The sequence below is a fragment of the Azotobacter armeniacus genome (assembly GCF_054779355.1).
The window spans coordinates 163,139-186,386 of record NZ_BAAGYK010000154.1 but is presented as its reverse complement, the minus strand read 5'-3'; the positions used below and the strand labels follow the sequence as shown (position 1 = coordinate 186,386).

At 64.1% G+C, this 23,248-nt stretch carries 15 protein-coding genes, 2 tRNA genes and 6 pseudogenes; 11 read left to right on the top strand and 12 right to left on the bottom strand.

The annotated features are described in order from the left end of the window. Positions 1 to 369 precede the first annotated feature (369 nt). Positions 370 to 824, bottom strand: a pseudogene (locus tag ACYVD0_RS20705) (FAD-dependent monooxygenase); the annotation flags it as partial. Between the two features lie 391 nt (positions 825 to 1,215). On the opposite strand from ACYVD0_RS20705, the pseudogene ACYVD0_RS20700 reads away from it, so the two are divergent. After that, positions 1,216 to 1,831: pseudogene (locus tag ACYVD0_RS20700) on the top strand (helix-turn-helix domain-containing protein). 14 nt (positions 1,832 to 1,845) lie between these two features. On the opposite strand, the gene ACYVD0_RS20695 reads toward ACYVD0_RS20700, so the two are convergent. From ACYVD0_RS20695 to ACYVD0_RS20680, 4 genes are read right to left on the bottom strand one after another with little or no spacing between them, the layout of a single operon-like run. Next, on the bottom strand, positions 1,846 to 2,502 hold the full coding sequence (locus ACYVD0_RS20695) for a class I SAM-dependent DNA methyltransferase (protein WP_460428540.1): 657 nt from the start codon (positions 2,500 to 2,502) through the stop codon (positions 1,846 to 1,848). Then, positions 2,499 to 2,843, bottom strand: a complete 345-nt coding sequence (locus tag ACYVD0_RS20690) for a YdbL family probable chaperone protein (RefSeq protein ID WP_460428539.1) — start codon at positions 2,841 to 2,843, stop codon at positions 2,499 to 2,501. Before ACYVD0_RS20690 ends, ACYVD0_RS20695 begins: the two co-directional genes overlap by 4 nt. A gap of 10 nt (positions 2,844 to 2,853) precedes the next feature. Next, complete coding sequence (locus ACYVD0_RS20685) at positions 2,854 to 3,045, bottom strand: YnbE family lipoprotein (RefSeq protein ID WP_460428538.1); 192 nt, start codon at positions 3,043 to 3,045, stop codon at positions 2,854 to 2,856. A gap of 12 nt (positions 3,046 to 3,057) precedes the next feature. Beyond that, a complete protein-coding gene (locus ACYVD0_RS20680; RefSeq protein WP_460428537.1) occupies positions 3,058 to 5,658 on the bottom strand; it encodes an intermembrane phospholipid transport YdbH family protein in 2,601 nt (866 codons plus the stop codon). A gap of 431 nt (positions 5,659 to 6,089) precedes the next feature. Here ACYVD0_RS20680 and ACYVD0_RS20675 point away from each other — a divergent pair, with 431 nt between their 5' ends. Further along, positions 6,090 to 6,461, top strand: a complete 372-nt coding sequence (locus ACYVD0_RS20675; RefSeq protein WP_460428536.1) for a tetratricopeptide repeat protein — start codon at positions 6,090 to 6,092, stop codon at positions 6,459 to 6,461. Between the two features lie 46 nt (positions 6,462 to 6,507). Beyond that, positions 6,508 to 7,202, top strand: a pseudogene (rmuC, locus tag ACYVD0_RS20670) (DNA recombination protein RmuC); the annotation flags it as partial. Positions 7,203 to 7,370: 168 nt separating this feature from the next. On the opposite strand, the pseudogene ACYVD0_RS20665 reads toward rmuC, so the two are convergent. Next, a pseudogene (locus ACYVD0_RS20665) lies at positions 7,371 to 8,285 on the bottom strand (MgtC/SapB family protein); the annotation flags it as partial. Further along, the gene (locus tag ACYVD0_RS20660) at positions 8,281 to 11,766 is read right to left on the bottom strand and encodes a PAS domain-containing hybrid sensor histidine kinase/response regulator (protein ID WP_460428535.1); all 3,486 of its coding nucleotides are present in this window, start codon (positions 11,764 to 11,766) and stop codon (positions 8,281 to 8,283) included. The gene ACYVD0_RS20660 and the pseudogene ACYVD0_RS20665, both read right to left, overlap by 5 nt. Positions 11,767 to 12,059: 293 nt before the next feature. On the opposite strand from ACYVD0_RS20660, the pseudogene ACYVD0_RS20655 reads away from it, so the two are divergent. Then, a pseudogene (locus tag ACYVD0_RS20655) lies at positions 12,060 to 13,014 on the top strand (glycerol acyltransferase); the annotation flags it as partial. Positions 13,015 to 13,132: 118 nt separating this feature from the next. Here ACYVD0_RS20655 and rdgC read toward each other — a convergent pair. Then, complete coding sequence (gene rdgC, locus ACYVD0_RS20650; RefSeq protein ID WP_460428534.1) at positions 13,133 to 14,053, bottom strand: recombination-associated protein RdgC; 921 nt, start codon at positions 14,051 to 14,053, stop codon at positions 13,133 to 13,135. 156 nt (positions 14,054 to 14,209) lie between these two features. Between rdgC and ACYVD0_RS20645 the strand changes: the two genes are divergently transcribed. From ACYVD0_RS20645 to ACYVD0_RS20620, 6 genes are all read left to right on the top strand, one after another. After that, positions 14,210 to 14,285, top strand: a tRNA-Val gene (locus ACYVD0_RS20645). Positions 14,286 to 14,299: 14 nt separating this feature from the next. Next, positions 14,300 to 14,376 (top strand) — tRNA-Asp (locus ACYVD0_RS20640). A 249-nt stretch (positions 14,377 to 14,625) separates the two neighbouring features. Continuing rightward, positions 14,626 to 15,378, top strand: a complete 753-nt coding sequence (locus tag ACYVD0_RS20635) for a peptidylprolyl isomerase (protein WP_460428533.1) — start codon at positions 14,626 to 14,628, stop codon at positions 15,376 to 15,378. 312 nt (positions 15,379 to 15,690) lie between these two features. Further along, the gene (locus ACYVD0_RS20630) at positions 15,691 to 16,131 is read left to right on the top strand and encodes a YkvA family protein (protein ID WP_460428532.1); all 441 of its coding nucleotides are present in this window, start codon (positions 15,691 to 15,693) and stop codon (positions 16,129 to 16,131) included. Positions 16,132 to 16,217: 86 nt separating this feature from the next. Next, complete coding sequence (locus ACYVD0_RS20625; RefSeq protein ID WP_460428531.1) at positions 16,218 to 16,559, top strand: helix-turn-helix domain-containing protein; 342 nt, start codon at positions 16,218 to 16,220, stop codon at positions 16,557 to 16,559. Then, positions 16,556 to 16,918 (top strand): hypothetical protein, encoded by a 363-nt coding sequence (locus tag ACYVD0_RS20620; RefSeq protein ID WP_460428530.1) that lies wholly within the window; start codon positions 16,556 to 16,558, stop codon positions 16,916 to 16,918. Before ACYVD0_RS20625 ends, ACYVD0_RS20620 begins: the two co-directional genes overlap by 4 nt. Before the next feature lie 133 nt (positions 16,919 to 17,051). Here ACYVD0_RS20620 and ACYVD0_RS20615 read toward each other — a convergent pair. Together ACYVD0_RS20615 and ACYVD0_RS20610 are read right to left on the bottom strand one after the other, a co-directional pair. Beyond that, positions 17,052 to 17,524: pseudogene (locus ACYVD0_RS20615) on the bottom strand (group II intron maturase-specific domain-containing protein); the annotation flags it as partial. Between the two features lie 426 nt (positions 17,525 to 17,950). Continuing rightward, a complete protein-coding gene (locus ACYVD0_RS20610) occupies positions 17,951 to 20,032 on the bottom strand; it encodes a carboxy terminal-processing peptidase (protein WP_460428529.1) in 2,082 nt (693 codons plus the stop codon). Positions 20,033 to 20,155: 123 nt separating this feature from the next. Here ACYVD0_RS20610 and ACYVD0_RS20605 point away from each other — a divergent pair, with 123 nt between their 5' ends. After that, on the top strand, positions 20,156 to 21,118 hold the full coding sequence (locus tag ACYVD0_RS20605; protein ID WP_460428528.1) for an MDR/zinc-dependent alcohol dehydrogenase-like family protein: 963 nt from the start codon (positions 20,156 to 20,158) through the stop codon (positions 21,116 to 21,118). A gap of 91 nt (positions 21,119 to 21,209) precedes the next feature. Here ACYVD0_RS20605 and ACYVD0_RS20600 read toward each other — a convergent pair whose 3' ends face one another. After that, on the bottom strand, positions 21,210 to 22,499 hold the full coding sequence (locus ACYVD0_RS20600) for a M18 family aminopeptidase (protein WP_460428527.1): 1,290 nt from the start codon (positions 22,497 to 22,499) through the stop codon (positions 21,210 to 21,212). 86 nt (positions 22,500 to 22,585) lie between these two features. Further along, the gene (locus ACYVD0_RS20595) at positions 22,586 to 23,221 is read right to left on the bottom strand and encodes an RluA family pseudouridine synthase (RefSeq protein WP_460428526.1); all 636 of its coding nucleotides are present in this window, start codon (positions 23,219 to 23,221) and stop codon (positions 22,586 to 22,588) included. Positions 23,222 to 23,248: the final 27 nt, after the last annotated feature.

Genomic DNA, 23,248 nt, shown 5'->3' with positions numbered 1-23,248 from the left:
TCGATCCGGCACAGATCATTGCCTGGTCATGTTGGCGAAGGGCTCATCAGGCCGGGGCCAGGCGGGCTCATCTCATTTCAAAAATGCAACTGTAGTGCTAGGGCCTGTTAACACTACTCCACGCGGCCGCGACGGAGCCTGTTTTTGCGCGGGGTTAGGCGCGAGGAGAGAAGTTTGGTCATTCCAAATGAACGACGAGCAACGACACATCGCGCAAAAACAGGCCCGTCCCTGCGGGTTGCGCGGCAAATGGCGCCATGCGTCGTTGCGGGACTTGGCAAGGGAATGCCATTCCCTGCGTCCCGCGCCTCGCCTAGCGCCATTTGGCGCGGCAACGCGGCTTGCGGAGAGTAGTGTTAACAGGCCATAGAGCAGGCCCAGCCAGCCGAACGGATAGACGCGCTCGAAATGGCTCCGTATTTCCTGCGGAATCGACTGGCGCGATACGCCGTGGCTTCGTAGATGATGGGCGCGCCGCTGGCCTGGCGGGCATCCATCAGGTTGTGGGTGAGCTCGGTCTGGCCGTAGACCACCACGGTCTTGCCGCCAGTGAGGCCCTGCAGATCGATGTGCTCGCGGCAACCCTCGAAGAACATCTCGAAGTCGGTATGGATCAGGCCCACCCGGTCCATGCGCACGGCGACGACGGCCTCGCGCATCTGATCGACCATCTCCTGTTCGAGGACGCCGGCACGGATGCGGCCGAGGGCGTAATCGGGAGTCTGGCGTTCGACAATGACATTGTCGATACCGGCACGATGGAGCAGTTGCCCAAGCAGGAGGTCGGAGAGACCGGCGCCGATGCTTGCGGCCTGGGTTTTCATGGGATTGTCTCTCCTTCTGTGCATCCCTGTCCTGCGATGGGCAGGGTGCGTTTCTTGTGATTGTTGGCCTGCATTTTTTGCCGGAGAGGGTTGGGCTTGAATAGAGAGTTCTGACTTTTGTTCCGGATTTTTCGTTACTTAGTGCGATTATCAAGCAATGCCTTTGTGGTATGCGGCGCTGCTTGGGTAGGCTTGGGGCGTGAAGCGAGTCTCTCTCGACGTACCTGTTTTTAAGCTCACCCCTTTCAAGGTCTTGCACTTTCCAATGGGGGAAGAGCCGGGGGAGTGAGGTTGATACCGCTTCGGTAGGAGCGAATTTATTCGCGATGCTTCTGCTCTTGCCGCCAATCGCAGATAAATCTGCTCCTACAGCCTTGCCGGCAAGCAGCCGATCGGCGTTCGGCCGAAGACCTTGAAAGGGCTGGTTTTTAAGCTCTATGGCGAGGACCTGGCCTGGCCGACACTGGATCTGCTGCACATCGAGTCCATCCCGGTGCGCAACCGGCCGCACCACGGGGAAATCCATCCGCATCGTCACGGCGACCTGTTTCAGCTGCCGTATGTGCAGCAGCAGCAGGCACAGCTGAGCGGTCGGTTGCGAGCGTTGGAGCGGGTCACCTGCTATCCGGTTGGCGCGGACGCCGGGCGGACCGGACCGCAGCCGCGGCTAATCTCGGCGCGTTCATGCAACGGGTCGAGCGGCACTATCGCGAGCACCTGTCGGTAGAGCAGCACACCCACGAGACCGTTCAGTGGCGCATCTGAACAGTATCTGCCGCCAGCTCTGCGGGCTGTCGGCGTTGGAGATCCTGCATCAGCGGCTGCTGCTGGAGGCCAAGCGCAACCTGATCTACAGCGCCATGACCATCAACCAGTTGTCCGACCAGTTGGGCTTCTCCGAGCCGGCCTATTTTTCGCGATTCTTCCAGCGCCTCACCGGCATGTCGCCGAACGCCTTCCGCCGGCTGGGCAACAGCCATGCGAGTCAGCCGGCGCTGATTCCCTGAGCCTTGCGGTTGCGTCAGGCCCTTGGCTTGCGCCAGACGCTGGCGAGCCAGGGCTGCTGGTCGCGTGGCAGGCCGGCGGGACGGTAGTAGTGCTCGAGTTCGACGAAGCCGGCGGCGCCCAGGTGGCGGCGCCAGGCGTCGAGGTCGTGATAGCTGCCATAACGGTTGCCATTCCAGCCCTCTTCGTTGTGCCCGCGGGGATTGGAGCTGAACAGCACGCCGCCAGGCCTGAGCGCGGCATACAGCTTGCCGAGTACCTGGGGTAGCTCCTGGGCGGGGACATGGAACAGCGAGGCGTTGGCGAAGATGCCGTCGAAGCGCTCGGCCGGCAGCTCGAGCTGCAGGAAGTCCTGCTGCCAGACCTCGCAGCCCGAGTCGGCACGGGCCATTTCGACGAAGCGGGGGCAGCCGTCCAGGCCGATGGGCTGGTGGCCGAGGGCGCAGAAGGTCTTGAGATCACGTCCCGGGCCGCAACCGAGGTCGAGGATGGCGAAGGGCGGCGGCGCCTCGATGTGGCGCAGCAAGGCGGCGACGTTCTGCCTCACGTCGTGGTCGCGAGTGCCCTCGCGAAAGGCTTCGGCGGATGCCGCGTAGTGCTGCAGGGTCGTTGCCGTGATCTGCTCGAGGTCGTTGGCCGCGAGTGTCGGTGGGGCTTCGTCGGACGGATTCATTTGCGTATCCACTTGCCGTTGAGGCGGATGTACTGGCCGCTCGGGGTCTTGTCCAGGGCCTTCTGCCCGGCCATGGCCTCCACATCGCCCAGCTGGATGCCGTTTTCCTTGGCCAGACGCTGATATTCGGCGCGTCGCGCCTGGTTGATCAGGTGGGCGATGTCCTCGGCCTGACCGCTGGCACTGACCACGCCGAGATAGCCGTTGGGCATTTCGCCCAGATGGCCGCGGGCCTTGGCGCCGGAGAGGGCCCCCATGGCCTCGTTGAGATTCATCGCCAGGGCTGGCAGGGCAAGGCCCAGCACGACCAGCAGAGTTGCGATGCGTGAGCAGGCTTTCATGGGAATCTCCTCAGAACAGGCCGCTATCCTTGTCGATGATGTCGTCCAAGGCCTTGTCCACCTTGACGTAGATTTCGTGTTGGATCTTCACGTTGAGATTGATGTTGATCGGCTCGTCGGGGACGGCCAGCTGCACCGTGGGCGTACAGGCGGCGACCAGCAGGCCCAGCAGCGGGACGGCGAGCAGGTGACGCAGGCGCATGGGTTTCTCCAGTCAGGGGGCGTCGGAATTTTTTCGCAGGCTTTGCTGCACGCGTTGCCGGATGCTTTCACTGACGCGGTCGGTGAGCTGCAGGCTGGTCAGCAGGGCGGGGATATCCTCTTCCAGATTGATGTTGAAATGGATCGGCCGGCCCTTTTCCAGGCTGGGGTTGCGTCCTTCGAGGTGCAGAGCCATGTGCAGCTTGCCTAGCTCATCATACCCGAGGTCGCTGGACAGTCGGCTGAAATGGAAGTCCTCCAGGGCGTCGGCCACCAGCTTCATGGCCGGATTGGTGCGGGCCAGGGCGCGGATCCTCTCGGAGCGAAATTGCAGCACGCCAGGGTTGCGATTAGCCAGCCGGCCCTGCTCGATGCGCACGCCGGCCGGCCCCATGACCAGCGGCAGGCGTCCGTCCAGGGTGCCCAGTCCGGCCAGTCCCTCTGCTGGGTAGAGGCGAAACAGCTCGCCGAGCTGCAGGCCTTCGAGCTGAACCGCAAAGGTTGCCGAGCCCGCCGATAGCTCCCGGCTGGCGGGAGCCAGCCAGGCACGCCCGCCGAGCAGGGCGCATTCCGCCTGCTGCCAGTCGAGCCGACCGCGCAGCGGCTGCGCCAGGCTTGCCGAGTACTGGCCGCGCAGGCGCAGTGGGCCGAGCGGAAGGCCGAGATTGAGACGCGCTACCTCCAGCTCGGCCAGCTGCAGATTCAGGCGCGGCCCGTGCAATCGCGCATGCAGGCGGCCGCTCAGGCCGTTCAGTTCGATGCGGTCGTAGATCCCTGCGAGGCCTTCCGGTTGCAGCTCCAGCTCGGTCAGCAGCGGAGCGTCGGGGCGCAGCCGCAGGCGGGCATTGCCCTGCAGGCGGCCCTTGTCCAGTTCGAGCCGTGTTGGCCAGTCGGCCAGCGTCGCGGCCAGAGGGTTGCCGGCGCGCAGGAGAATTTCCGTCATCCGGGCGTCCAGGGCCAGCGTGCCGTCGGCCCTGCGCTGCAGCTGCAGATCCACGCCCAGTCCCTGCTCGCCCTGCAGCTGCCCGCTGAACTGCTGGCGCTCGCGTCCGGCGTCGAGGCGACCCTGCCAGCTCCAGCCCTGGGCATGCAGGCGGGGGTGGCTCAGGCGCGGCGTCAGCAGGCGCAGCGGGCCGCTCAGCTGTGGGGCGTGGAGTATTCCACCGGCATATTCGGCGGCAAGGCGCAGACCTGCCAGTTCGCCCTGCAGCTGCTCCAGGCGCAGCTCGGCCAGGGCCAGCCGTTCGAGGCTGAAGCGCGAGCCTTTGTCCAGGGCCAGCCGCAGGCGTTTGCGGTCGAGGCGGCCGGCGAGTCGCAGGCGAGCGCTCAGCCGCTCCAGGCGGGTGTCGGAGAACTGCAGCCGTGGCGCGTCGACCTCGATCACGCCGGCATCCAGCTCGATACGCCAGTCGGGCAGCCGGGGTGCGATGCGCAGCTCTCCCTGCAGCGCCACCCGCGCCGGGCCTTGCCCGCGCAGCTGCAGGCTGAGCGGCAGGAGTGGTGTGTCGTCCGCAGCCTTGCCGGGCCGGGCGGCGAGGGGCGTGATCTGCAGCTGCAGCGCTTCTGGCCACAGGGCCTCGGGAAGTATCTCCAGCCAGGCACCCTGCGGCTGGGTCAGACGGAGATCGGCTTGCAACTGGCGGGGCAGCCAGTCTCCCGCGCCGCCCGCCAGTTCCAGGGCGAGATCGCCCTGCAGCAGACCAAGCCCGGGCAGCGGCCAGGGTTCGGACAGTCGAGCGCGGAGACGGGCCTCACCCTGTGCTGCTTCACGCAGCCGCCGCAGCTCCAGCGGACCCTGCGGCCACTGGAGCTGCCAATCGGCCTCCAACTGCATGGCCTGGAGAGGCTGCGTTGCGTCCGTCGGCAAGGGCCCCAGCCACTGCCCGAGCCAGTCGCGCAGCCAAGGCGCCTCGGGCAAGCCCGGCACGGTCAGTTCGCCCTGCCAGGTTTGTTCCATGCCGCTGCTGCTCAGGCTACTGGACAGGCGGGCACGGAGCTGGTCATTGAGCAGCAGGCGGCCCTGCAGCATCAGTTCTCGCAGGTCGGGCCGGCCATCGAGGCCAGCATGCAGCGTCAGCCGTTGTTCCTGGTACTGCAGTTGGAACTCTAAGCTCGCCGGCAGTAGGCGGGCGCCCGCATGGCGCGCCTGCAGCGAGCCCTGCAGGAGACAGCGGCCGCTGGCGCAGGGCAGCCGGGCGCTGAAGGCGTCGATCATCAGGTTTCGGGGGAGGCTGGCCAGACCGTTCAGTCTCTGCAGGCCCGCCGCGGGGGAGTCCTCCCTGGAGGGGGCTGCCTGCCAGTCCAGTTCCAGGTGGGCGATGCGCAGCTGCGGCAGCTGCCAGCCTTCATCGCCATGCTCTGGCCAGTCCAGCGTCAGCCGCTCGGCGTCGATCTGCAGGTGGCCGCCGTCGGCCTGGAGCTGCTCCAGTTGCAGGCGCTGCAGGGTGGGGCCGCTGAAGGCGAAGCGCAGGCCTTGCCAGGACAGCCGCTCGATGCCCTGGGCGCGGAGGAAGTGCTGCCAGCGATGATTGCCATAGGCCAGAGCGGCGATCAGGAGGGCGCCGACCAGTGCGATCCGCCCGGCACTGCGCCATCCTGGATGGCGAGCCGTCATCCACGGGTTCCTTTCAAGCCTGGTTTCGGCCAAGGGTGGTGGCCCGCTGGAGCAAGATCAAGGCGTAGTTTTGTGTCCAATCGATGAAAAATGCCAGCAAGGTCCATCCGAGCCGGCGCCGGATCCCCTGTCCATGATCTGCATGATGCATCTAAATAGATGAAAATCAAGAAGTTTTTTCTGGCGAAAAAAGCATCAGTTCGAGTCGAGGCCAGAGGGCATCGACACTTGGAAAAGATCAATGAGTGTTGTCCACCGTGTTATCCACAGCTTCTGTGGATTTTCCCCGAGAGACTCCCTGAACCCCTTTATTAGACTTTGGCAAGTCTTTACTCGATGGGAAAAAGGAGTACAGTGCGCGCCTTCTCAAAATGAGCTTGCTGTTCGCCATGAGAGTTCGTGTCCCGTCTTCTTCGCCTGCCAGTGTCCAGATGCGTCTGCCGGTAAGGGTGGCATCCTGGCTGCTCGACAGTCCGCGTATCGGCAAGACCCACAGCGCCAAGCGTTTTGCCGGACATCTGCTCAAGCAGCCGGCGCGCCAGGGCGTGGTGGCAGCACAAAGTCGTCTTGGTCAGCTGCTCTGCCGTGACTGCCGTACCCCGCGTGATCGTCGATTCGGCCTCGAGCTATTGCGCCAGGCCGCGCGCGCCGGAGACATTCAGGCACAGCTGGAACTTGGCCGTCATTGCTGCGAGTCGGGGCCGCTGGAGGCGCAGCAGGGCCGCTACTGGCTGGAGCAGGCCGCTGCCCAGGGCTCGGACGAAGCCCAGCAACTGCTCGGCTGCCTCGCCACACATTCCTGAGCGCACGGCCTGGGTATACTTCCGCCATCCTGCCGCGGAGCCGCCCATGCCCATTGCGTTTTCCGTCGATTTGCCCAATCTGCTGCTCGGCGTCGTACTGGCCGGTGTGCCGCTGCTGTTCCTGGCCTGGCATCTGCAACGGCGTGTGGGCGATCTGCAGGCCGAACGAGTGCTGCTCGACGAGCGCCTCGGGGCTGCCCTGGCGGCCCATGAAGGACTGGTCGCCCAGCTCGATGCTGGCCGCGACGAGATCGCCTTTCTGACTCAGTCCCGCGCCAGCCAGCAGGCCGCCCTGGCCGCCTTGCGCCGGGAAGCCGAATTCCTGCAACAGGAGCGCAGCACGGCCCGCGAGGCCGCCCGGACGTGGAGCCAGGAGCGTCTGGCGAAGGACGCCGAACTGCGCCGGCTGGACAGCGGCGCGCCGCCCTGGCCGCCGAACTGCACGAGCAGCGCCAGGCCCATCAACAGCGCCTGCACGATCTGCAGGCGGCCCGCGATGACTTGCGTGCACAGTTCGCCGAGTTGGCCGGGGCGCTGTACGACAAGTTCGTGGCCTTCGTGCAGGATCTGGATGAGATCGGTAACCGTCTGCAGCAGCTGGAGCGGGTCTACAGCGCGGCGCGCAACAAGCTGGTCGAGGGGAGCGGCAATTTGGTCGGCCGGGTGGAGAAGCTCAAGCTGCTCGGCGCCCGGGCCAGCCGCAGCCTGCCGGTGGAGCTGCTGGAGCAGGCGGCGGTGGAGCCGCTGGCGGAGGGGTTGTTGACGGCGAGCGGTTGCGCGGCCCATAGCACGGCCCGTGCTGGCAGTCGTCTCAATGCAGCCAGAGCATCGCCAGCCCGGCGAGCAGGCCGGCGGCCATCACCGGCAGGCTGGGCAGGGCTAGCCGGGTCCCGCCGATCATGGCGATCAGCCCGCCTCCACCAGGAAGAGGATCAGCACCCGCAGGACGGCGAAGCGCAGTGCCGGCCCCGGCTCGAAGGGGTTCTGCAATGGTGGTTCGCCGCCGATGGCCAGCTCCTGCCCGGAGCTGCGGTAATGGAAGAGGGCACCCCGGCGTAGACCAGGGTGGCGACGCCCATCGGCCAGAGCAGGCTGGTCAGCAGGGGGAGGTGATCAGTCCGACTTCCTGCAGCACCCGCGGGAACATTAGCGCCGAGGTGGCCAGCAGGCTGCAGGCGAGCAAGCGGTGCAGTTGCGCCTCTCGGTGCAGGCGGGACAGGGTCAGGGTCATCGCGGTGGAGGACAGCATCCCGCCGAGCAGGGCAGTGAGCAGCAGTCCGTGATGGGTACCGACCAGGCGGATCGCTATATATAGATATAGGCGGCAAAGCCGATGGCGGCGATCAGCACCACCATCCACCAGGTTTCGTAGGGGTTGAACGCTTGCCTGGGCCCATAGCCCCGGTTCGGCAGCACCACGGAAATGAACAGCAGCTTCAGCATGCCGGACAGCTCCCTGGCCGTCAGCTTGCGCAGCATGTTGTGCAGGCCTGCCTTGAGGCTGAGCAGCAGGACCACCACCACCGCGCCGGCTGCGGCCAGTGCCTGATGGTCTGCGGTCAATGCCAGGCTGCCGAGCAGGAAGGTCAGCAGCATGGCAATTTCGCTGGTCATGCCCTGATCGCCGGTATTACGCAGGTCGCCGAGGTGGCCGGCCACCACCAGCAGGCCGAATACCAGCAGCAGGGCGATCCACGCAGCCTGGCCCTGCTGTTCGCCGAACAGCGCCGCCAGCCCGCCGAGTAGTCCGGTCAGGCCGAAGGTGCGAGTTCCGGCGGTGAGGTGTGAGTCGTCGGTATCGCGGGTGCTCCAGCCACGTTCAGCGCAGGGCCAGGTGGCGGCTGAGCAGGGCGCGCAGGGCCGCCGGCTTGACCGGCTTGCCCAGGTAGTCGAGGCCGGTGGCGTGGATCTTGGCCACGGTTTCGGGGCGTGCGTCGGCGCTGATCACCACGCCCGGGAGGGGCTTGCCGAGGCGGGTACGCAGCCAGGTCATCAGCTCGGTGCCGGTTTCGCCCCGGTCGAGGTGATAGTCCACCAGTGCTACCTGCGGGACCAACTCGCCTTCCAGCAGCTGCTCGCATTCCAGGCGATTGCGCGCCGTCCACACCTGGCAGCCCCAACGCGAGAGCAGGCTGTGCATGGCGGTGAGGATGCTGTCCTCGTTGTCCACGCAGAGCACCTGGGCGCCGACCAGGGCATGGGCATTGAGCGGCAGTGCATCGTCGGACTTGATGCTGGCGGCAGGGGCGACGCTGCCGGCCAGCGGGACAGTGACGCTGAACACGCTGCCCTTGCCGAGCCAAGAGCGTACTTCCAGCCGATGGTTGAGTACGCGGCAGAGGCCGTCGGCGATCGCCAGGCCGAGGCCGAGGCCCTTTTCCGCACGAGTCTGGTGGCTGTCCAGACGCTTGAACTCCTCGAAGATCTCCTGGCGCTTGTCCTCCGGGATGCCCGGGCCGCGGTCCCAGACCTCCAGGCGCAGCAGGCTGCCCTCGCGGCGCACGCCCAGCAGCACATGGCCCTTGGCGTAGCGGAAGGCGTTGGTGAGGAAATTCTGCAGCACCCGGCGTAGCAGCTTCATGTCACTGTTGATGCGCCGCTGGCTGCTGCGCAGGTGGAAGTCGATACCTTGTTCCCGGGCCAGCGCCTTGAATTCTGTGCCGAGGGTGTCGAACAGGTCGGCGATAGGGAAATTGGTGCGTTCCGGGGTGATGCGTCCGCTTTCCAGGCGGGAAATGTCCAGCAGGTCGGTGATCAAGTCTTCGGCAGAACGCAGCGAGCAGTCCAGGTGCTGCACCAGCTTCTGTGCCTCGGGCGGCAGGGCAGGCTCCTGATGGGCGAGGGACGCGGCGAACAGCCGCGCGGCGTTGAGCGGCTGCATCAGGTCGTGGCTGACCGCGGCGAGGAAGCGGGTCTTCGACTGGTTGGCCGATTCGGCATGGCCCTTGGCCTCGACCAGCGCCTGGTTCAGCTCGGAGAGTTCCCGGGTTCGCTCGACCACGCGCTGCTCGAGGCCCTCGTTGGCCTCCTTGAGGGCACGTTCGGCTTCGCGGAACTCGGTGATATCAGTGAAACTGGTGACAAAGCCGCCGCCAGGCATGGGGTTACCGATCAGCTCGATGGCCCGGCCGTTGGGGAACAGCCGCTCGAAGGTGTGCGGGGTGCCCAGACGCATCCAGTACAGCCGCTTGCTGACATGCTCCTCTACGTCGCCTGGGCCGAGCAGGCCGCGCTCGGCGTTGTAGCGGATCAGGTCGGCGACCGGCCGGCCGACATAAATCAGGCCTTCCGGGTAGTTGAAGAGCTCCACGTAGCGGCGGTTCCACGCCACCAGACGCAGGGAGCCGTCGATCACGCTGATGCCCTGGGTGATGTTCTCGATGGCGCCCTGCAGCAGAGCACGGTTGAACTGCAGAACCTCGGAGGCCTCGTCGACGATGCGCACGACATCCTCGACCTGCATTTCCCGTCCCTCGATGGCCGCCTTGACCACCGCCCGGGTCGAGGAGGCGCCGAGCACCCCGGCGAGCAGGCGCTCGGTGTGATCTATCCATTCGGTGGTCGCCGCCTGGTTGGGGTTGAACTCCTTGCCCTGGTGCTGGGCGAAGCGCTGGAACTTCCGGCGCGCGTGCTCCTCGCCGACGAAGCGCGCGGCAAGCTCGAGCAGATCCTGCACCTGGACCGCGAGCAGGGACCGGCCACCGGAGCGGCGATTGATTTCCTGGCCGACGAAGCGGCTGGCCTGCCAGTGCTCGGAAACGCGGGTACGCGAGAGCACGGATACGATAGCGAAGACTGCCCAGTTGCCGGCCAGCGAAATCAGCATCCCCAAAGTGATCGAGGTGATCGGCAGGCCCAGTGGTCGGCTTGCCAGCCACTCGAGGCCGGGGAGTTCGCCCAGTGGCCAGCCCATGCGCTGGGCGATCAGCGGCAGCACCAGGGTGTAGCTCCACAGCAGCGCGCCAGTGGCGAGCCCGGCGAACACGCCGCGGCGGTTGGCCTGCTTCCAGTACAGCGCGCCGAGCATGGCGGGCGTCAGCTGGGAAATCGCGGCGAAGGCGATCTGGCCGATAGTGGCCAGGCTGGTGGTGGGGCCGAGCATGCGGTAGATGACGTAGGCCAGCAGCAGGATGCCGACGATGCTGACCCGGCGCACGCTGAGCATCCAGTGGCGGAAGGCTTCGAAGGGGCGTTCAGTGTTTTTGCGGCGCAACAGCCAAGGCAGCACGATGTCGTTGGAAAGCATGGTGGAGAGTGCCACGCTGGCGACGATCACCATGCCGGTGGCGGCCGAGGCGCCGCCAATGAAGGCCAGCAGCGCCAGCGCCGGGTGGTGCTCGGCCAGGGGCAGGCTGATCACGAAGGTGTCGGGAATGATTCCAGCCGGCAGCCGCAACTGGCCAGCCAGAGCAATCGGTATCACGAACAGGCCGGCGAGCAGCAGGTACAGTGGAAACACCCAGCGTGCCAGGCGCAGGTCGTGCGGTTCGGTGTTCTCCACCACGGTCACGTGGAACTGCCGCGGCAGGCAGACAATTGCCATCATCGCCACGCCGGTCTGCACCAGCAGTGCCGGCCAGTTCGTTCCCTTTTCCCAGAATTCGGCCAGTTGCGGGGCGGCCTTGGCCTCCTCGAGCAGATGGTCGAATCCGTCGTACAGGCCGTAGGTGACGAAGGCGCCCACCGCGAGGAAGGCGAAAAGCTTGACCAGCGACTCGAAGGCGATGGCCAGCATCATGCCGCGATGGTGTTCGGTAACGTCCAGGGTGCGGGTGCCGAACAGGATGGTGAACAGTGCCAGGCACACGGTCACCACCAGAGCCGTGTCCTGCGCGCGTGTGCCGGTGCTGTCCGGTCCGGCGCCGATCAGCAGGTTGACGCCGAGCACGATGCCCTTCAGCTGCAGGGCGATGTAGGGGAGCACGCTGACCACGCAGATGAGGGTGACCGCCACCGCCAGCGGTTGCGACTTTCCATAGCGCGCGGCAATGAAATCGGCGATGGAGGTGATGTTTTCCTGTTTGCTGATCATCACCATCTTCTGCAGCATCCACGGCGCGAAGAGCAGCAGCAGCACCGGTCCGAGGTAGATCGGCAGGAAGTCCCAGAGCTGTTCGGTGGCCTGGCCGACCGCGCCGAAGAAGGTCCAGCTGGTGCAGTACACCGCCAGCGAGAGGCTGTAGACCCAGGCGCGCATGCGCGGCGGCAGGGGCGCGTTGCGGCGGTCCCCGTAGAAGGCGATGGCGAAGAGTGTGGCCATGTAAGCCAGGGCGGCCAGGGTGATCACCCCGATGGACAACGACATGTTGGCTCCAAACAAAATGATAGCTCCCTGGACTGCTTGACTACATCAAGTTTTGGCTCGCCAAGCATTTTCGGCAATGGTGAAAAATCGTCCGGGAGTTGAGAGTCTTGCAGCAAAAAGCCTCGCGATTTGCGGTTTGCGACCAAGGTAGCAAGCGACCGGCTGTCGCTTGCGGGGATCTGCAGCACCCCGTGAACCTGCACCTGCCAGCCGTTGCCTGAAGGCGCTTCCGTGGCGCCTGGTAAGACTCTGCCATCTGTGATTCATTGATTCATTTCAGGAGGTTGGCGAAGATGAGCTCGCATTCGCAATTCGCGCTGCTGTGCAAGCGACATTTCCTGCTCTTCTTCGTGACCCAGTTGCTCGGCGCGTTCAACGACAGCCTCTTCGAAGCAATCGCTGGTGCTCGCGATCCTCTACCGGATCGCCACATAGCAGGAGCAGAGCCTGCTGGTCAATCTGTGCGCTCTGTCATTCATCCTGCCATTTCTTATATTTTCCACCCCTGGCGGACAGCTTGGCGAGAAGTTCGCCAAGGATGGCTTGATGCGGGCGCTGAAGTTCTCCGAGATCGTCATCATGTTGGCTGGTGGCCTCGCGCTGCTACTGGGTAGTCTGCCGTGCATGCTAGCGGTGCTGTTCTGCATGGGGACGCAGTCGGCGCTGTTCGGGCCGGTCAAGTATTCGATCCTGCCGCCGCATCTGGAGGACTACGAACTGATCGGTGGCAACGCCCTGGTGGAAATGGGCACTTTTCTGGCCATTCTCGGCGGCATCATAGGTGCCGGACTGCCGATGTCCTGGCCAGACTATGCGACTCTGGTGGCTACCTCGGTGGTGCTGGTACGGTAGCTCGGCTACCTCGACAGTCGCGGTATTCCCCATACCCATGCGGCGGCCTGGCTGCATGGCGACGAAAGCGTGGTGACGCCGATCCTCGTGCTGTTCTCGGTGAGTATCGCACTAGGCTCGATGCTCTGCGAGTAGCTCTCCGGGCGCCGGGGAGAAATCGGTTTGGTGCCCTTCGGCGCCATCGGCCTGAGCCTTTTCGGTCTGCTGCTCTGGTGGCGTTCCGGCGGCTTCCCCGAGGCCGCCGTTGCCCATGATTGGCGGGGCATGCTGGCCCGTGGGCAGGCCTGGTGGGTGCTGGGTGGCATCCTCGGGCTCAGCCTGTTTGGCGTCTTTTACATAGGGCCACTCTACGTCCTGATCCAGGCGCGCACCGTGGAGCAGCAACGGGCACGGGTGGGCGTGACCGAGCTGTTGATTCCGCAGCTGTTCCTGGCCGTCGCACTGTTGAATATTGCAGTGAACGGCCACCCATTCACGGCCGTTCCCGAGTTCGTCTGGCGCCGGCCAGTAGGGGTCAGATGCCCTGGGGGATTTCCTCGCCACCAAGGGCCTCGAATAGCGCCGGGAGGTACTCGGCGAAGGTCATCATCATCAGGGTGAAGCTGGCATCCAGCTGGGCGAGGGCGTCGTCGCCGCCATCCTGCTCGGCCTGTTCCTGCAGCAGATCCTCGAAACGCAGGCGCTTGATCGCCAGCTTGTCGTCGAGAACGAAGGACAGCTTGTCCTGCCAGGCCAGCGCCAGCTGGGTGACATGCTTGCCGGTGCTCAGGTGTAGCTGGATCTCCTCGCCAGTCAGGTCCTGACGCTTGCAGCGGACCACGCCGCCATCCTCGTGGGTATCGCGCAGTTCGCACTCGTCGAGCACATGGAAGTCCACGGCAGCCTGTTGGGTTTTGACCCAGTCGGTGAGGGTGGCGCTCGGTGCGATCTTCACCCCCAGGGGGCGTACCGGCAGCGAGCCGATGGCCTCGCGCAGGGTGGAAAGCAGGTCCTCTGCCTTCTTGGCGCTGGCCGTATCGACCAGGATCAGGCCCTGTTTGGGCATGATCGCCGCGAAGGTGCTGGCACGGCGGATGAAGGCGCGCGGCAAAAAGCTCTGGACGATGTCCTCCTTGATCCGGTCGCGCTCCTTCTTGTAGACCTTGCGCATCTGCTCGGCCTCGATCTCTTCGACCTTCTCCTGAAGCGCATCGCGCACCACGCTGCCGGGCAGAATGCGTTCCTCCTTGCGTGCCGCGATCATCAGAAAGTCCTGACTGGCATGAACCAGGGGTGCATCTTCGCCCTTGCCGAAGGGGGCGGCGAAACCGTAGGTCGCCAATTCCTGGCTGGCGCAGGGGCGGGCCGGCTTGGCTGCCAGCGCTGCCTCCAGCGTTTCGACGGCGAAGGGGATATCCTGAGTGAGACGATAGACGAGCAGGTTGCGGAACCACATGAGGCTGGCGATCTCCGTTGCGCAAAGTGCGCATTATTCTCTCCCTGACCTTGGGGGCCAACCCTAACCCCTTGGAACATTTGAAAATTTTTTTTCATCGAGGGCTTGCCAAGGTGAAACTGGCTCTCTAGAATGCGCCCCACTTCGAGAGTGAACGGGTGGTTAGCTCAGCTGGGAGAGCATCTGCCTTACAAGCAGAGGGTCGGCGGTTCGATCCCGTCACCACCCACCATCTTGGAGTTAAGCGCAGCGGTAGTTCAGTCGGTTAGAATACCGGCCTGTCACGCCGGGGGTCGCGGGTTCGAGTCCCGTCCGCTGCGCCAAATTCGACTGCCGCGCTGGACAGAGCTTGGTAGATGCAAGAGAAAAGCGGCCTTGGGGCCGCTTTTTTCGTTTCATGGACTGCCTCGGCCTGAGCCGTTCAGGTGGTTCCGGGCGCTCCGCCAAGATCCCTTCGAAAACCTGAACTTATCGCCGTTGCCAGGCTCCTATGTCCGTAGCCAGTGGTCGCGGCTGCCTGTTAAGCTCTCGCCTTCACTGATAGCCCTAGGGCGAACGAACAAGGAAACAGCATGAGACAACATCGGTTGGCCGTTGCGATGGCCTTGGTGGGTCTGGTTCTTTCGGGTTGCGATTCGCAAACCAATGTGGAGCTCAAGACCCCCGCACAGAAGGCCTCCTACGGTATCGGCCTGAACATGGGCAAAAGTCTGGCCCAAGAGGGCATGGATGATCTGGACTCGGGAGCAGTGGCCCAGGGTATCGAGGATGCCATCGGCAAGAAGGAGCAGCGCCTGAGCGACGAGGAGCTGATCGAGGCCTTCGCTGCCTTGCAGAAGCGTGCTGAAGAGCGTATGGCAGCCCTTGGCGAAGAAAATGCCAAGGCCGGCAAGAAGTTCCTTGAGGAAAATGCCAAGCGCCCCGGGGTGACCACTACTGCCTCCGGTCTGCAGTATGAAGTGCTGAAGAAGACCGAAGGTGCGCAGCCCAAGTCTAGTGATGTGGTTACCGTGCACTATGAAGGCCGTCTGACCGACGGCACTGTCTTCGACAGCTCAATCGAGCGCGGAAGCCCCATCGATCTACCGGTTAGTGGCGTCATTCCCGGCTGGGTCGAAGGCCTGCAATTGATGCATGTCGGCGAGAAGTTCAAGCTGTACATTCCCAGCGAGCTGGCCTACGGCGAGCAGAGTCCAAGTCCCTCTATCCCGGCTAATTCCGTGCTGATGTTCGAACTGGAACTGCTGGGCATCAAGGGTCAGTCGGCCGAGCAGGAAGCTGAGCCCGAGCCCGAGGCGGAGCAGGCCGTCCCCCTGGGCGAGTGAGTCAAGCGCCCAATACAACGCCCCGCTTCTGTGGGGCGTTTTCATTTCTATAATTTTATAGGGATACCGATTAACTATAAAGATATGCAATTTGCTTCGTTATTTGCCATCTTTTATTAAGATCATCTCAGTCTATGGTCAATGAATTTACAATCCCTTGGCTTAATTGGATTTTTTCATGAACTAGAAAATTCCGATTTGTTGCAGGGGCATATGAGACGAGCTTTTGCCAAGCTGTTATAGCCTTTGCTCATGCGGTTACCCACAGTTCGTGGATAAGCCGGAAAAGCCACACACTGCGGAGTGACGATCATGAAAGCACCCTGGCTTTTCTTCCGATTTCTTCGCGTGGCCCGATCTCTGCTAGCCGATGGGCGGCTGAGTGAGTTCCTGTTGGATGTGGCGCGCAAGAGCGAGCGCAAGGGGCGACGGCTGGGTGGTGTCCGGGAAGATCTGCGCTTGCTGCAATCGCTCTGTCTGGCTTGGTGGCGTGGCGAATACCGACAGGTCAGCCAGCAGGCATTGCTCTCGGCGATCGCCGGGCTACTGTATTTCCTGTCTCCGCTGGATGCAATTCCCGACTGGTTGCTCGGTTTGGGGTTTCTCGACGACATTGCGGTCCTTGCTTGGGTTATGCGCAGCTGGCACGGCGAACTGGAGGCCTTTCGTGCCTGGCTAGCTGCTCAGCCGTCACAGCGCCAGGCGGAGCTGGAGCGCCTGCTGGCCCCCGCAAGCCGTCCGGAAGGGCACTGAGATCCGCTGCTCCGTCCCCTATCGTAGGACAGGCGAAGAAAAGGCGCTCTGGTGGCAGGCGAATTGTCAATATTCGGATCGGATCGATGCACGACAAGAAAAATACGAACGTTCAAATAATCATGCGTGATGGCGAGATGGAGTATGCGGTACTGCCTTGGGCCGACTACCAAGCCTTGCTGCGGGCAACCGGGCAGAGTGGTGAAGTGCCTGAAACGCCCGAGCAGCCTGCCGTTGTCCCCGCTCTTGCGCAATTGGTCGTCCTGCGCGAAGCTCAAAACATGTCGCAGGAGCAACTGGCCAGAGCAGTGGGCATTAGCCCGTCCTATCTGGGCATGATCGAGGCGGGTGAGCGACAGCCGGATTCCGCAATCCGGCGTGCCTTGGCGCGGGCATTGGGAATTGCGGACTGGGAGGTGGACTCTTGACCATTTGCATCAGTCGCCAGCACTGGCAGGCGCTGCTGGGTGAATTGGACGACGCGCGTCAGAGTCGTCATCTGCTGACCTATCGCGCGCTGATTGAGCGTCTGCAACTGCCGCCGCCAGCCATGCAGACGCTGACTGCCGCGCTGGAACACCTGGCGGTTCTGGATGCGCGTGCCGAGCGACCACTACGCAGCTCGCTGGTCATTAGCCAGGGAGCCAGCCGTCTGCCGCGTCCCGGTTTCTTCGACTGCGTGGCGCGGCTTGGGCGCTTTTCCGGTGCCCCCGATGGTGTAGCTGCCGCGTCTTGGCATGCGGCGGAAGTCGTGCGGGTCTTCGAGTTCAGTTATGAGGATCAATGAGGGCGCGGCATGGCTTCCCGTCGGTTGCTGGTAGATTGTTCCGGTCGTAATCGGCATAGGGGGCAGACCTGAGGTTGCACCCCTGCCACACCACCTGGCATGCGGGTCCGCACCGGCAGGCTACTTAAGCTTTCGCTCCCAGCGCTTGCAGCTCCCGATAGAGGGGCTTCCCATGCTTCCAATGCTTGAGCTGGATGGCTCTGAGCCGGAGGCGTATCCATTCGTCCAGACCACGCCAGATCCTCGGCGTCTGGGACAGGCTGAAATACGCTTTCCAGCCCAACAGGTAGGCCCGCAGGCTGCTCTATTATCTGCAGCACACGACGTCCTGCTGTCCGGCGAGTCAGTTGCTGCACTCGCTGCTTGAACTGCTTCGGCGCCTTGCCGGCAACCCTGCGCTTGACCTGGCTTCCCGGCGCCACCCAGAAGCTGTAGCCTTGGAACTTGCGGCCAAAGGCAACGGGCAACCGCGCTTTTTGCTTCGTTCACCTGTAATCGCAGCCGCTCATACAACCGACGTGGCAGCGCCATCAGCCGCTGGCCCGCTCGACGGCTGCGTACGTAGACGTTCACATCGTCGGCGTAGCTCACGAAGCCGCTTGAACGCCCGTTGCAGGTTCTCTCTCCAGGACTTTCTCCAAAAGCCCTGGCCCCGTGTCGCCTGACCCTCACGGGCAGCAGGCTTCACCCACCGCTGCGCTGCCTCGCCCCGGTTCCCTGGACATCTTAAGAACGCACTCCTGCATTGCGCAACCGTCGGATCTACGCCATCTCGCCTTGATCACCAGAGCTTAGCGGTTCTTTGCCCGCTCGCTCTGCTCGGTAGCGCCTTCTATCCGGTACTTGCCCATCGGCTCGCAGCTTCGCTCCACGCTTCCTCCCCACATTCGGTCACCCTCGTGCAGTTGCGCTTCGCTTCGTTCGCTGTGATCAACTTACGGGAGTACTTGCACCTCCAAGAGTGCATCCATACTGGGCGCACAAAGCAAAGGGGCCGCATAAGCGACCCCGTTTCGTATCCGCTCGAGCGGATCAGTGCTTGGCCAGCGATTCGCGAAGGCCCAGGTAGTCGAGCAGGATGCGTCCGGTTTCCGCCAGATAGCCATCATCCTCGGGCTTCTTGCTCTTGTCTTTCTCCAGCGGCAGGGCGTTTTCGTCCTCCTCCTTCAGTTTGGTCAGGAGTTCCTCGCCCTTGGCCTTGCGCCGCTCGTTCTCAATGGCCAACTGCTTGGACTCGATGGAGTCGTGCTGGGCGCGCCGCTTGCCTTCGTTGAGGCTGACGGTGGTTTCCTGCATCAGTTGCCGGCTCAGATCGAGGCGGTTGCGGGTAAAGACGAAGTCAGGATCCTGCGCAGTGCGATGGTCGTGGCGAGCCTTGAGTTCGCTCAGGAACGGCTTGAACGGGTCGGCTTCCGGGCGAATCGCCGGGCGGATGCTGTCCCAGGGCATGGCTTCCGGCAGTGCGCTTTCGCCGATTTCCTGAGTATCGACCTCGTCCGGATAGCTGATGTCCGGAATCACTCCCTGATGCTGGGTGCTCTGTCCGGAAACCCGGTAGAACTTGGCCAGGGTCAGCTTCAGCTCGCCGTGGTTGAGCGGCTGGATGGTTTGCACCGTGCCTTTGCCGAAGGTCTGGCCTCCGATGATCAGGGCGCGATGATAGTCCTGCATGGCGCCGGCGAAGATTTCCGAGGCCGAGGCGGAGAGGCGGTTGACGAGCACTGCCATCGGGCCTGTGTAGTAGGTACCGCCGCTCTCGTCGGCGAGCACGTCGACCCGACCGTCGTTGTTGCGCACCAGCACGGTGGGTCCCTGGTCGATGAACAGGCCGGTCAGTTCGGTCGCTTCCTGCAGCGAGCCACCGCCGTTGTTACGCAGGTCGATGACCACGCCGTCGACCTTCTCCGCCTTCAGTTCACTGAGCAGGCGCTTCACATCACGGGTAGTGCTCTTGTAGTTCGGGTCGCCGGAGCGGAACGCCTTGAAGTCCAGATAAAAGGCCGGGATTTCGATCACGCCGAGCTTGTAGGCGCGTCCTTCGTGGGGCAGTTCGAGCACGGATTTCTTGGCTGCCTGCTCTTCCAGCTTGACCGCCTCGCGGGTGATGGCGACCACCCTGCTGGTCTCGTCGTTGGGGGCGTTGCTGGCCGGAATGATCTCCAGGCGCACCACCGAGCCCTTCGGTCCGCGGATCAGCTTGACCACCTCGTCCAGGCGCCAACCGATCACGTCGACCATCTCGTCGTTGGCCTGGGCGACGCCAATGATCTTGTCCGCGGGCGCGAGCTGCTTGCTCTTCTCCGCCGGGCCGGCAGGCACCAGGCGGACCACCTTGACGTGCTCGTTGTCGCTTTGCAGCACCGCGCCGATGCCTTCCAGCGACAGGCTCATGTTGATGTCGAAGTTTTCTGCGTTATCCGGCGACAGATAGTTGGTGTGCGGGTCGTAGGTCTGCGCGAAGGCATTGATGTAGGTCTGGAAGATGTCTTCGCTGCGGGTCTGCTCCAGGCGCGACAACTGGTTGCGGTAGCGTTTGATGAGCAGTTCCTGGATGGCCTTCGGCTGCTTGCCGGCGATTTTCATGCGCAGCACCTCGTCCTTCAGGCGCTTGCGCCAGAGGTCGTCGAGGGCGGTCTTGTCCTTTGCCCAGGGGGCGTTCTCGCGGTCGATGAGCAGGCTCTCATCGTGGCCGAAGTCGAAGCTGTCCACGCCTTTCTCGAGCAGGCTGAGGGTGAAGTGCAGGCGCTCCTCCAGGCGGGTGAGATGGCGCTTGTAGATGGTGAAGCCGGGCTGCAGATCGCCGCTCTTCAGGAAGTCGTCGAACTGGTTGCGCCAGCGGTCGAACTCTTGGATGTCCGCTGCAGTGAAGTAGCTGCGGGCCGGATCGAGCAGCTTGAGGTAGCTTTCATAGATCTTTGCCGAGCGCGCATCGTTGAGTGGTGGTTTGCTGTAGTGATGGCGCTTGAGGAGCTCCACCACGTTCAAGCTGGCGATCACCTGGTCGCGATCCGGTTGCAGGGCATCCCAGTTGCCGGCGGCAGCAGTCTGGGCCAGCAGCGAAGCACTGAGGCCGAGGGTGAAGGCGAGGAGAGTGCTGGAAAGAAGGCGCTTCATGTCATTCGACTAGTTGGGAGTGATAAAGCATATTAGGCCGTCAGGCGGGGTATCGGGTTCCTTTCTTGATGAAGGGAACGGATCCTGCGGCGGATTGGCTTAGGCACCTACTATGGAGGCAGCATGAAGGCATTGCAAGGCATCGAGGGAAGTGTGGAGTGGGTCGAGCGGCCTGCGCCTTCCTGTGACGTGGGGCAAATCAGGATTCGTGTGGCGGCGGCCGGACTGAACCGGTCCGATCTTCTGCAGCGTGCCGGACTCTATCCGCCGCCGCCCGGCGCCAGCGACGTGCTCGGGCTGGAGTGCGCCGGCGTGGTCAGCGAGGTCGGGGCGGGCAGTCACTGGCAGGTCGGCGACAGGGTCTGCGCGCTGCTGGCCGGCGGTGGCATGGCCGAGGAAGTGGTAGTGGACGGACGGCATGTCCTGCCGGCACCGGAAGGGCTGTCGCTGGTCGAGGCGGCGGTGTTGCCGGAGGTCTATGCCACCGCCTGGCTCAACCTGTTCAGGCTGGGCGCCCTCAAGTCGGGCGAGAAGGCGCTGATCCACGCCGGGGCCAGCGGAGTCGGCTCGGCTGGCATCCAGTTGTGCAAGGCGTTTGGCAATCCCTGCTGGGTCAGCGTCGGTTCGCCCGAGCGGCTGGCCTACTGCGAGTCTTTGGGCGCCCAAGGCGGGGTGCTGCGCACTCAGGATCTGGAGGGCCTGCGCGACTTCGCCCCCTTCGACGTGATCCTCGACCCGATCGGTGCGCGCTATGCGGCGCTCGATCTGGAGCTGCTGGCCCGCGATGGGCGCTGGGTGATCATCGGCCTGATGGGTGGACGCGAAGCGCAGCTGGATCTGGCCAAGCTGCTGGGCAAGCGGGTGCAACTGATCGGCTCGACCCTGCGCAACCGGGACGATGCCTTCAAGGGCGAGTTGATCGACGAACTGCGCCAGCAGGTCTGGCCGTTGTTCGCCGAGGGGCTTCTCGATCCGCGCCTGGAGCACAGTTTCGTCGCCGGGGATGTCGGCGCGGCGTTCGAGATGCTGGCCAGCAACACGGTATCCGGCAAGGTAGCGCTGGTCATCGACGACAGCCTGGTTTGAGCAGGAGGGCGGTTGGCCTTGCGCCGGTGGTTGACCGCCGATCTGCCCGGCCCTGTTCCAGGGAAGAGCAGGGCGAGGGCAGGGACCTTTTTCAGGGCAGTAGCGGACTCGAATAGAAGGCTGTCAGGACCTTCACCAGATGCGCCAGGTCATGGCTGCCGGCCAGCTCGCGAATGGAATGCATGGCGAAGGTCGGCAGGCCGATGTCGACGGTGCGCACGCCGAGCCGGCTGGCGGTGATCGGGCCGATGGTCGAGCCGCAGCCCAGGTCGCTGCGCACCACGAAGCTCTGTACCGGCACCTCGACGTCGAAGCACAGGTGGCGGAAGAAACCAGCGGTTTCGCTGTTGGTGGCGTAGCGCTGGTTGCTGTTGGCCTTGATCACCGGACCGGCATTGAGCTTCGGGCCGTGGTTGGCGTCGTGACGGTCGGCATAGTTGGGGTGCACGCCATGGGCGTTGTCCGCGGAAACCAGCAGGGACTGCTGCAGGATCCGCACGAAGTCGTCGCCGTCCGGCAGCAGACGGCCGAGCACCTGCTCGAGGAAAGGGCCGTCGGCGCCGCAGGTGGAACAGGAGCCGATCTCCTCGTGGTCGGTGCAGACCAGCACGCAGCTTTCCGCGTCGCCGGCGGCGAGCAGTGCCTGCAGGCCGGCATAGCAGGACAGCAGGTTGTCGAGACGGGCGCCGGCGATGAAGTCTTGGCTCAGGCCGATCAGCGCCGCTCCCTGAGTGTCGTAGAAGCAGAGTTCGAAATCCAGCACCACATCGGCGTTGATCTCGTGTTCGCGCTGCAACTGCTCGGTCAGCAGGGCACGGAAGTCGCCCCGCTCTTCGCCGGCGATCTGCGCGAGGATCGGTGGCAATTCGTTCTGCGCGTTGATCGCCCAGCCCTGGTTGGCCTCGCGGTTGAGGTGGATCGCCAAGTTGGGAATGATGGCGATCGGCTGCTTGAAATCGAGCAGCTGACTCTCGACCCGGCCGGCACGGCGGAAGGTGACCCGTCCGGCCAGCGACAGGTCGCGGTCGAACCAGGGGGCGAGCAGGACGCCGCCGTAGACTTCCACGCCGAGTTGCCAGAAGCCCTGGCGATGCAGTTCCGGCTGGGGCTTGACGCGCAGGCAGGGGCTGTCGGTGTGGGCGCCGACCAGTCGCAAGCCGCCTTCCAGCGGCGAGCGCCGGCCGAGCTGAATGGCGATGATCGAAGAGTCGTTGCGGGTGACGTAGTAGCGTCCGCCAGGCTGGTTCGGCCAGGCTTCACGCTCGTTCAGACGCTGGTAGCCGGCGGCTTCGAGGCGCTGGACCAGGCTGGCGCAGGCGTGGAAGGGGGTGGGGGAGGTCTTGAGGAAGTCGATCAGGCCCTGATTGAGTTCTGTACGCATAGTGGACTCCAGACAGCGTTGCGGCGGAGTGTATCGAAAAGGGCGCTGGGCTGCAGTCAGACATCCGGCGCGCTCGCGCTGGGCGCTCAGAACGGCGCGGGGCTTTCGAAACGCAGGCGCTCGCCGCTCTGCGGGTGGCCGATGACCAGCAGGCTGGCATGCAGGCACAGGCGCCCGGCGGCGGCCAGGGCCTCGTCATGGGCATAGAGGCGGTCGCCCAGTAGAGGGTGGCCTATAGCTAGCATGTGCACGCGCAGCTGATGAGAGCGGCCGGTGATCGGGGTCAGTTCAACGCGGCTGTAGTGGCCGCAGCGCTCCAGTACCCGCCAGAAGGTCAGGGCGTGGCGGCCCAATTCGTGGTCGACCACGTGGCGCGGCTTGGTCGGCGGGTCGTAGCGCAGCGGTAGCTCGATGCGACCGCTGTCAGCTTTCGGTTCGCCCCAGCAGAGCGCGGTATAGGTCTTTTCGGTTTCCCGGTCGTGGAACTGGCGGGACAGTTCGCGATGGCTGTCGGCGTCGCGGGCCAGCACGATCAGGCCGGAGGTCTCCCAGTCGAGGCGATGCACGATGCGCGCCTCGGGATAGTCGTTGTCCTGCAGGCGGGTGACCAGGCAGTCGCGGTTGTCCTCGGCGCGGCCCGGCACCGAAAGCAGCAGGGTGGGCTTGTTGACCACCAGCAGGGCATCGTCCCGGTGGAGGATTTCGATGTTCGACAGGGGCATGGGGGGTATCCGGAAACGACAGCGGCG

Excerpts from the sequence above, each read along its gene's own strand:
- ACYVD0_RS20605 (WP_460428528.1), top strand. The coding sequence starts at position 20,156 with ATGAAGGCATTGCAAGGCATCGAGGGAAGTGTGGAGTGGGTCGAGCGG.
- ACYVD0_RS20610 (WP_460428529.1), bottom strand. The coding sequence starts at position 20,032 with ATGAAGCGCCTTCTTTCCAGCACTCTCCTCGCCTTCACCCTCGGCCTC.
- ACYVD0_RS20675 (WP_460428536.1), top strand. The coding sequence starts at position 6,090 with ATGCGTCTGCCGGTAAGGGTGGCATCCTGGCTGCTCGACAGTCCGCGT.
- ACYVD0_RS20695 (WP_460428540.1), bottom strand. The coding sequence starts at position 2,502 with ATGAATCCGTCCGACGAAGCCCCACCGACACTCGCGGCCAACGACCTC.
- ACYVD0_RS20600 (WP_460428527.1), bottom strand. The coding sequence starts at position 22,499 with ATGCGTACAGAACTCAATCAGGGCCTGATCGACTTCCTCAAGACCTCC.
- ACYVD0_RS20680 (WP_460428537.1), bottom strand. The coding sequence starts at position 5,658 with ATGACGGCTCGCCATCCAGGATGGCGCAGTGCCGGGCGGATCGCACTG.
- ACYVD0_RS20595 (WP_460428526.1), bottom strand. The coding sequence starts at position 23,221 with ATGCCCCTGTCGAACATCGAAATCCTCCACCGGGACGATGCCCTGCTG.
- ACYVD0_RS20625 (WP_460428531.1), top strand. The coding sequence starts at position 16,218 with ATGCACGACAAGAAAAATACGAACGTTCAAATAATCATGCGTGATGGC.
- ACYVD0_RS20660 (WP_460428535.1), bottom strand. The coding sequence starts at position 11,766 with ATGTCGTTGTCCATCGGGGTGATCACCCTGGCCGCCCTGGCTTACATG.
- ACYVD0_RS20635 (WP_460428533.1), top strand. The coding sequence starts at position 14,626 with ATGAGACAACATCGGTTGGCCGTTGCGATGGCCTTGGTGGGTCTGGTT.
- ACYVD0_RS20685 (WP_460428538.1), bottom strand. The coding sequence starts at position 3,045 with ATGCGCCTGCGTCACCTGCTCGCCGTCCCGCTGCTGGGCCTGCTGGTC.
- ACYVD0_RS20630 (WP_460428532.1), top strand. The coding sequence starts at position 15,691 with ATGAAAGCACCCTGGCTTTTCTTCCGATTTCTTCGCGTGGCCCGATCT.
- rdgC (WP_460428534.1), bottom strand. The coding sequence starts at position 14,053 with ATGTGGTTCCGCAACCTGCTCGTCTATCGTCTCACTCAGGATATCCCC.
- ACYVD0_RS20690 (WP_460428539.1), bottom strand. The coding sequence starts at position 2,843 with ATGAAAGCCTGCTCACGCATCGCAACTCTGCTGGTCGTGCTGGGCCTT.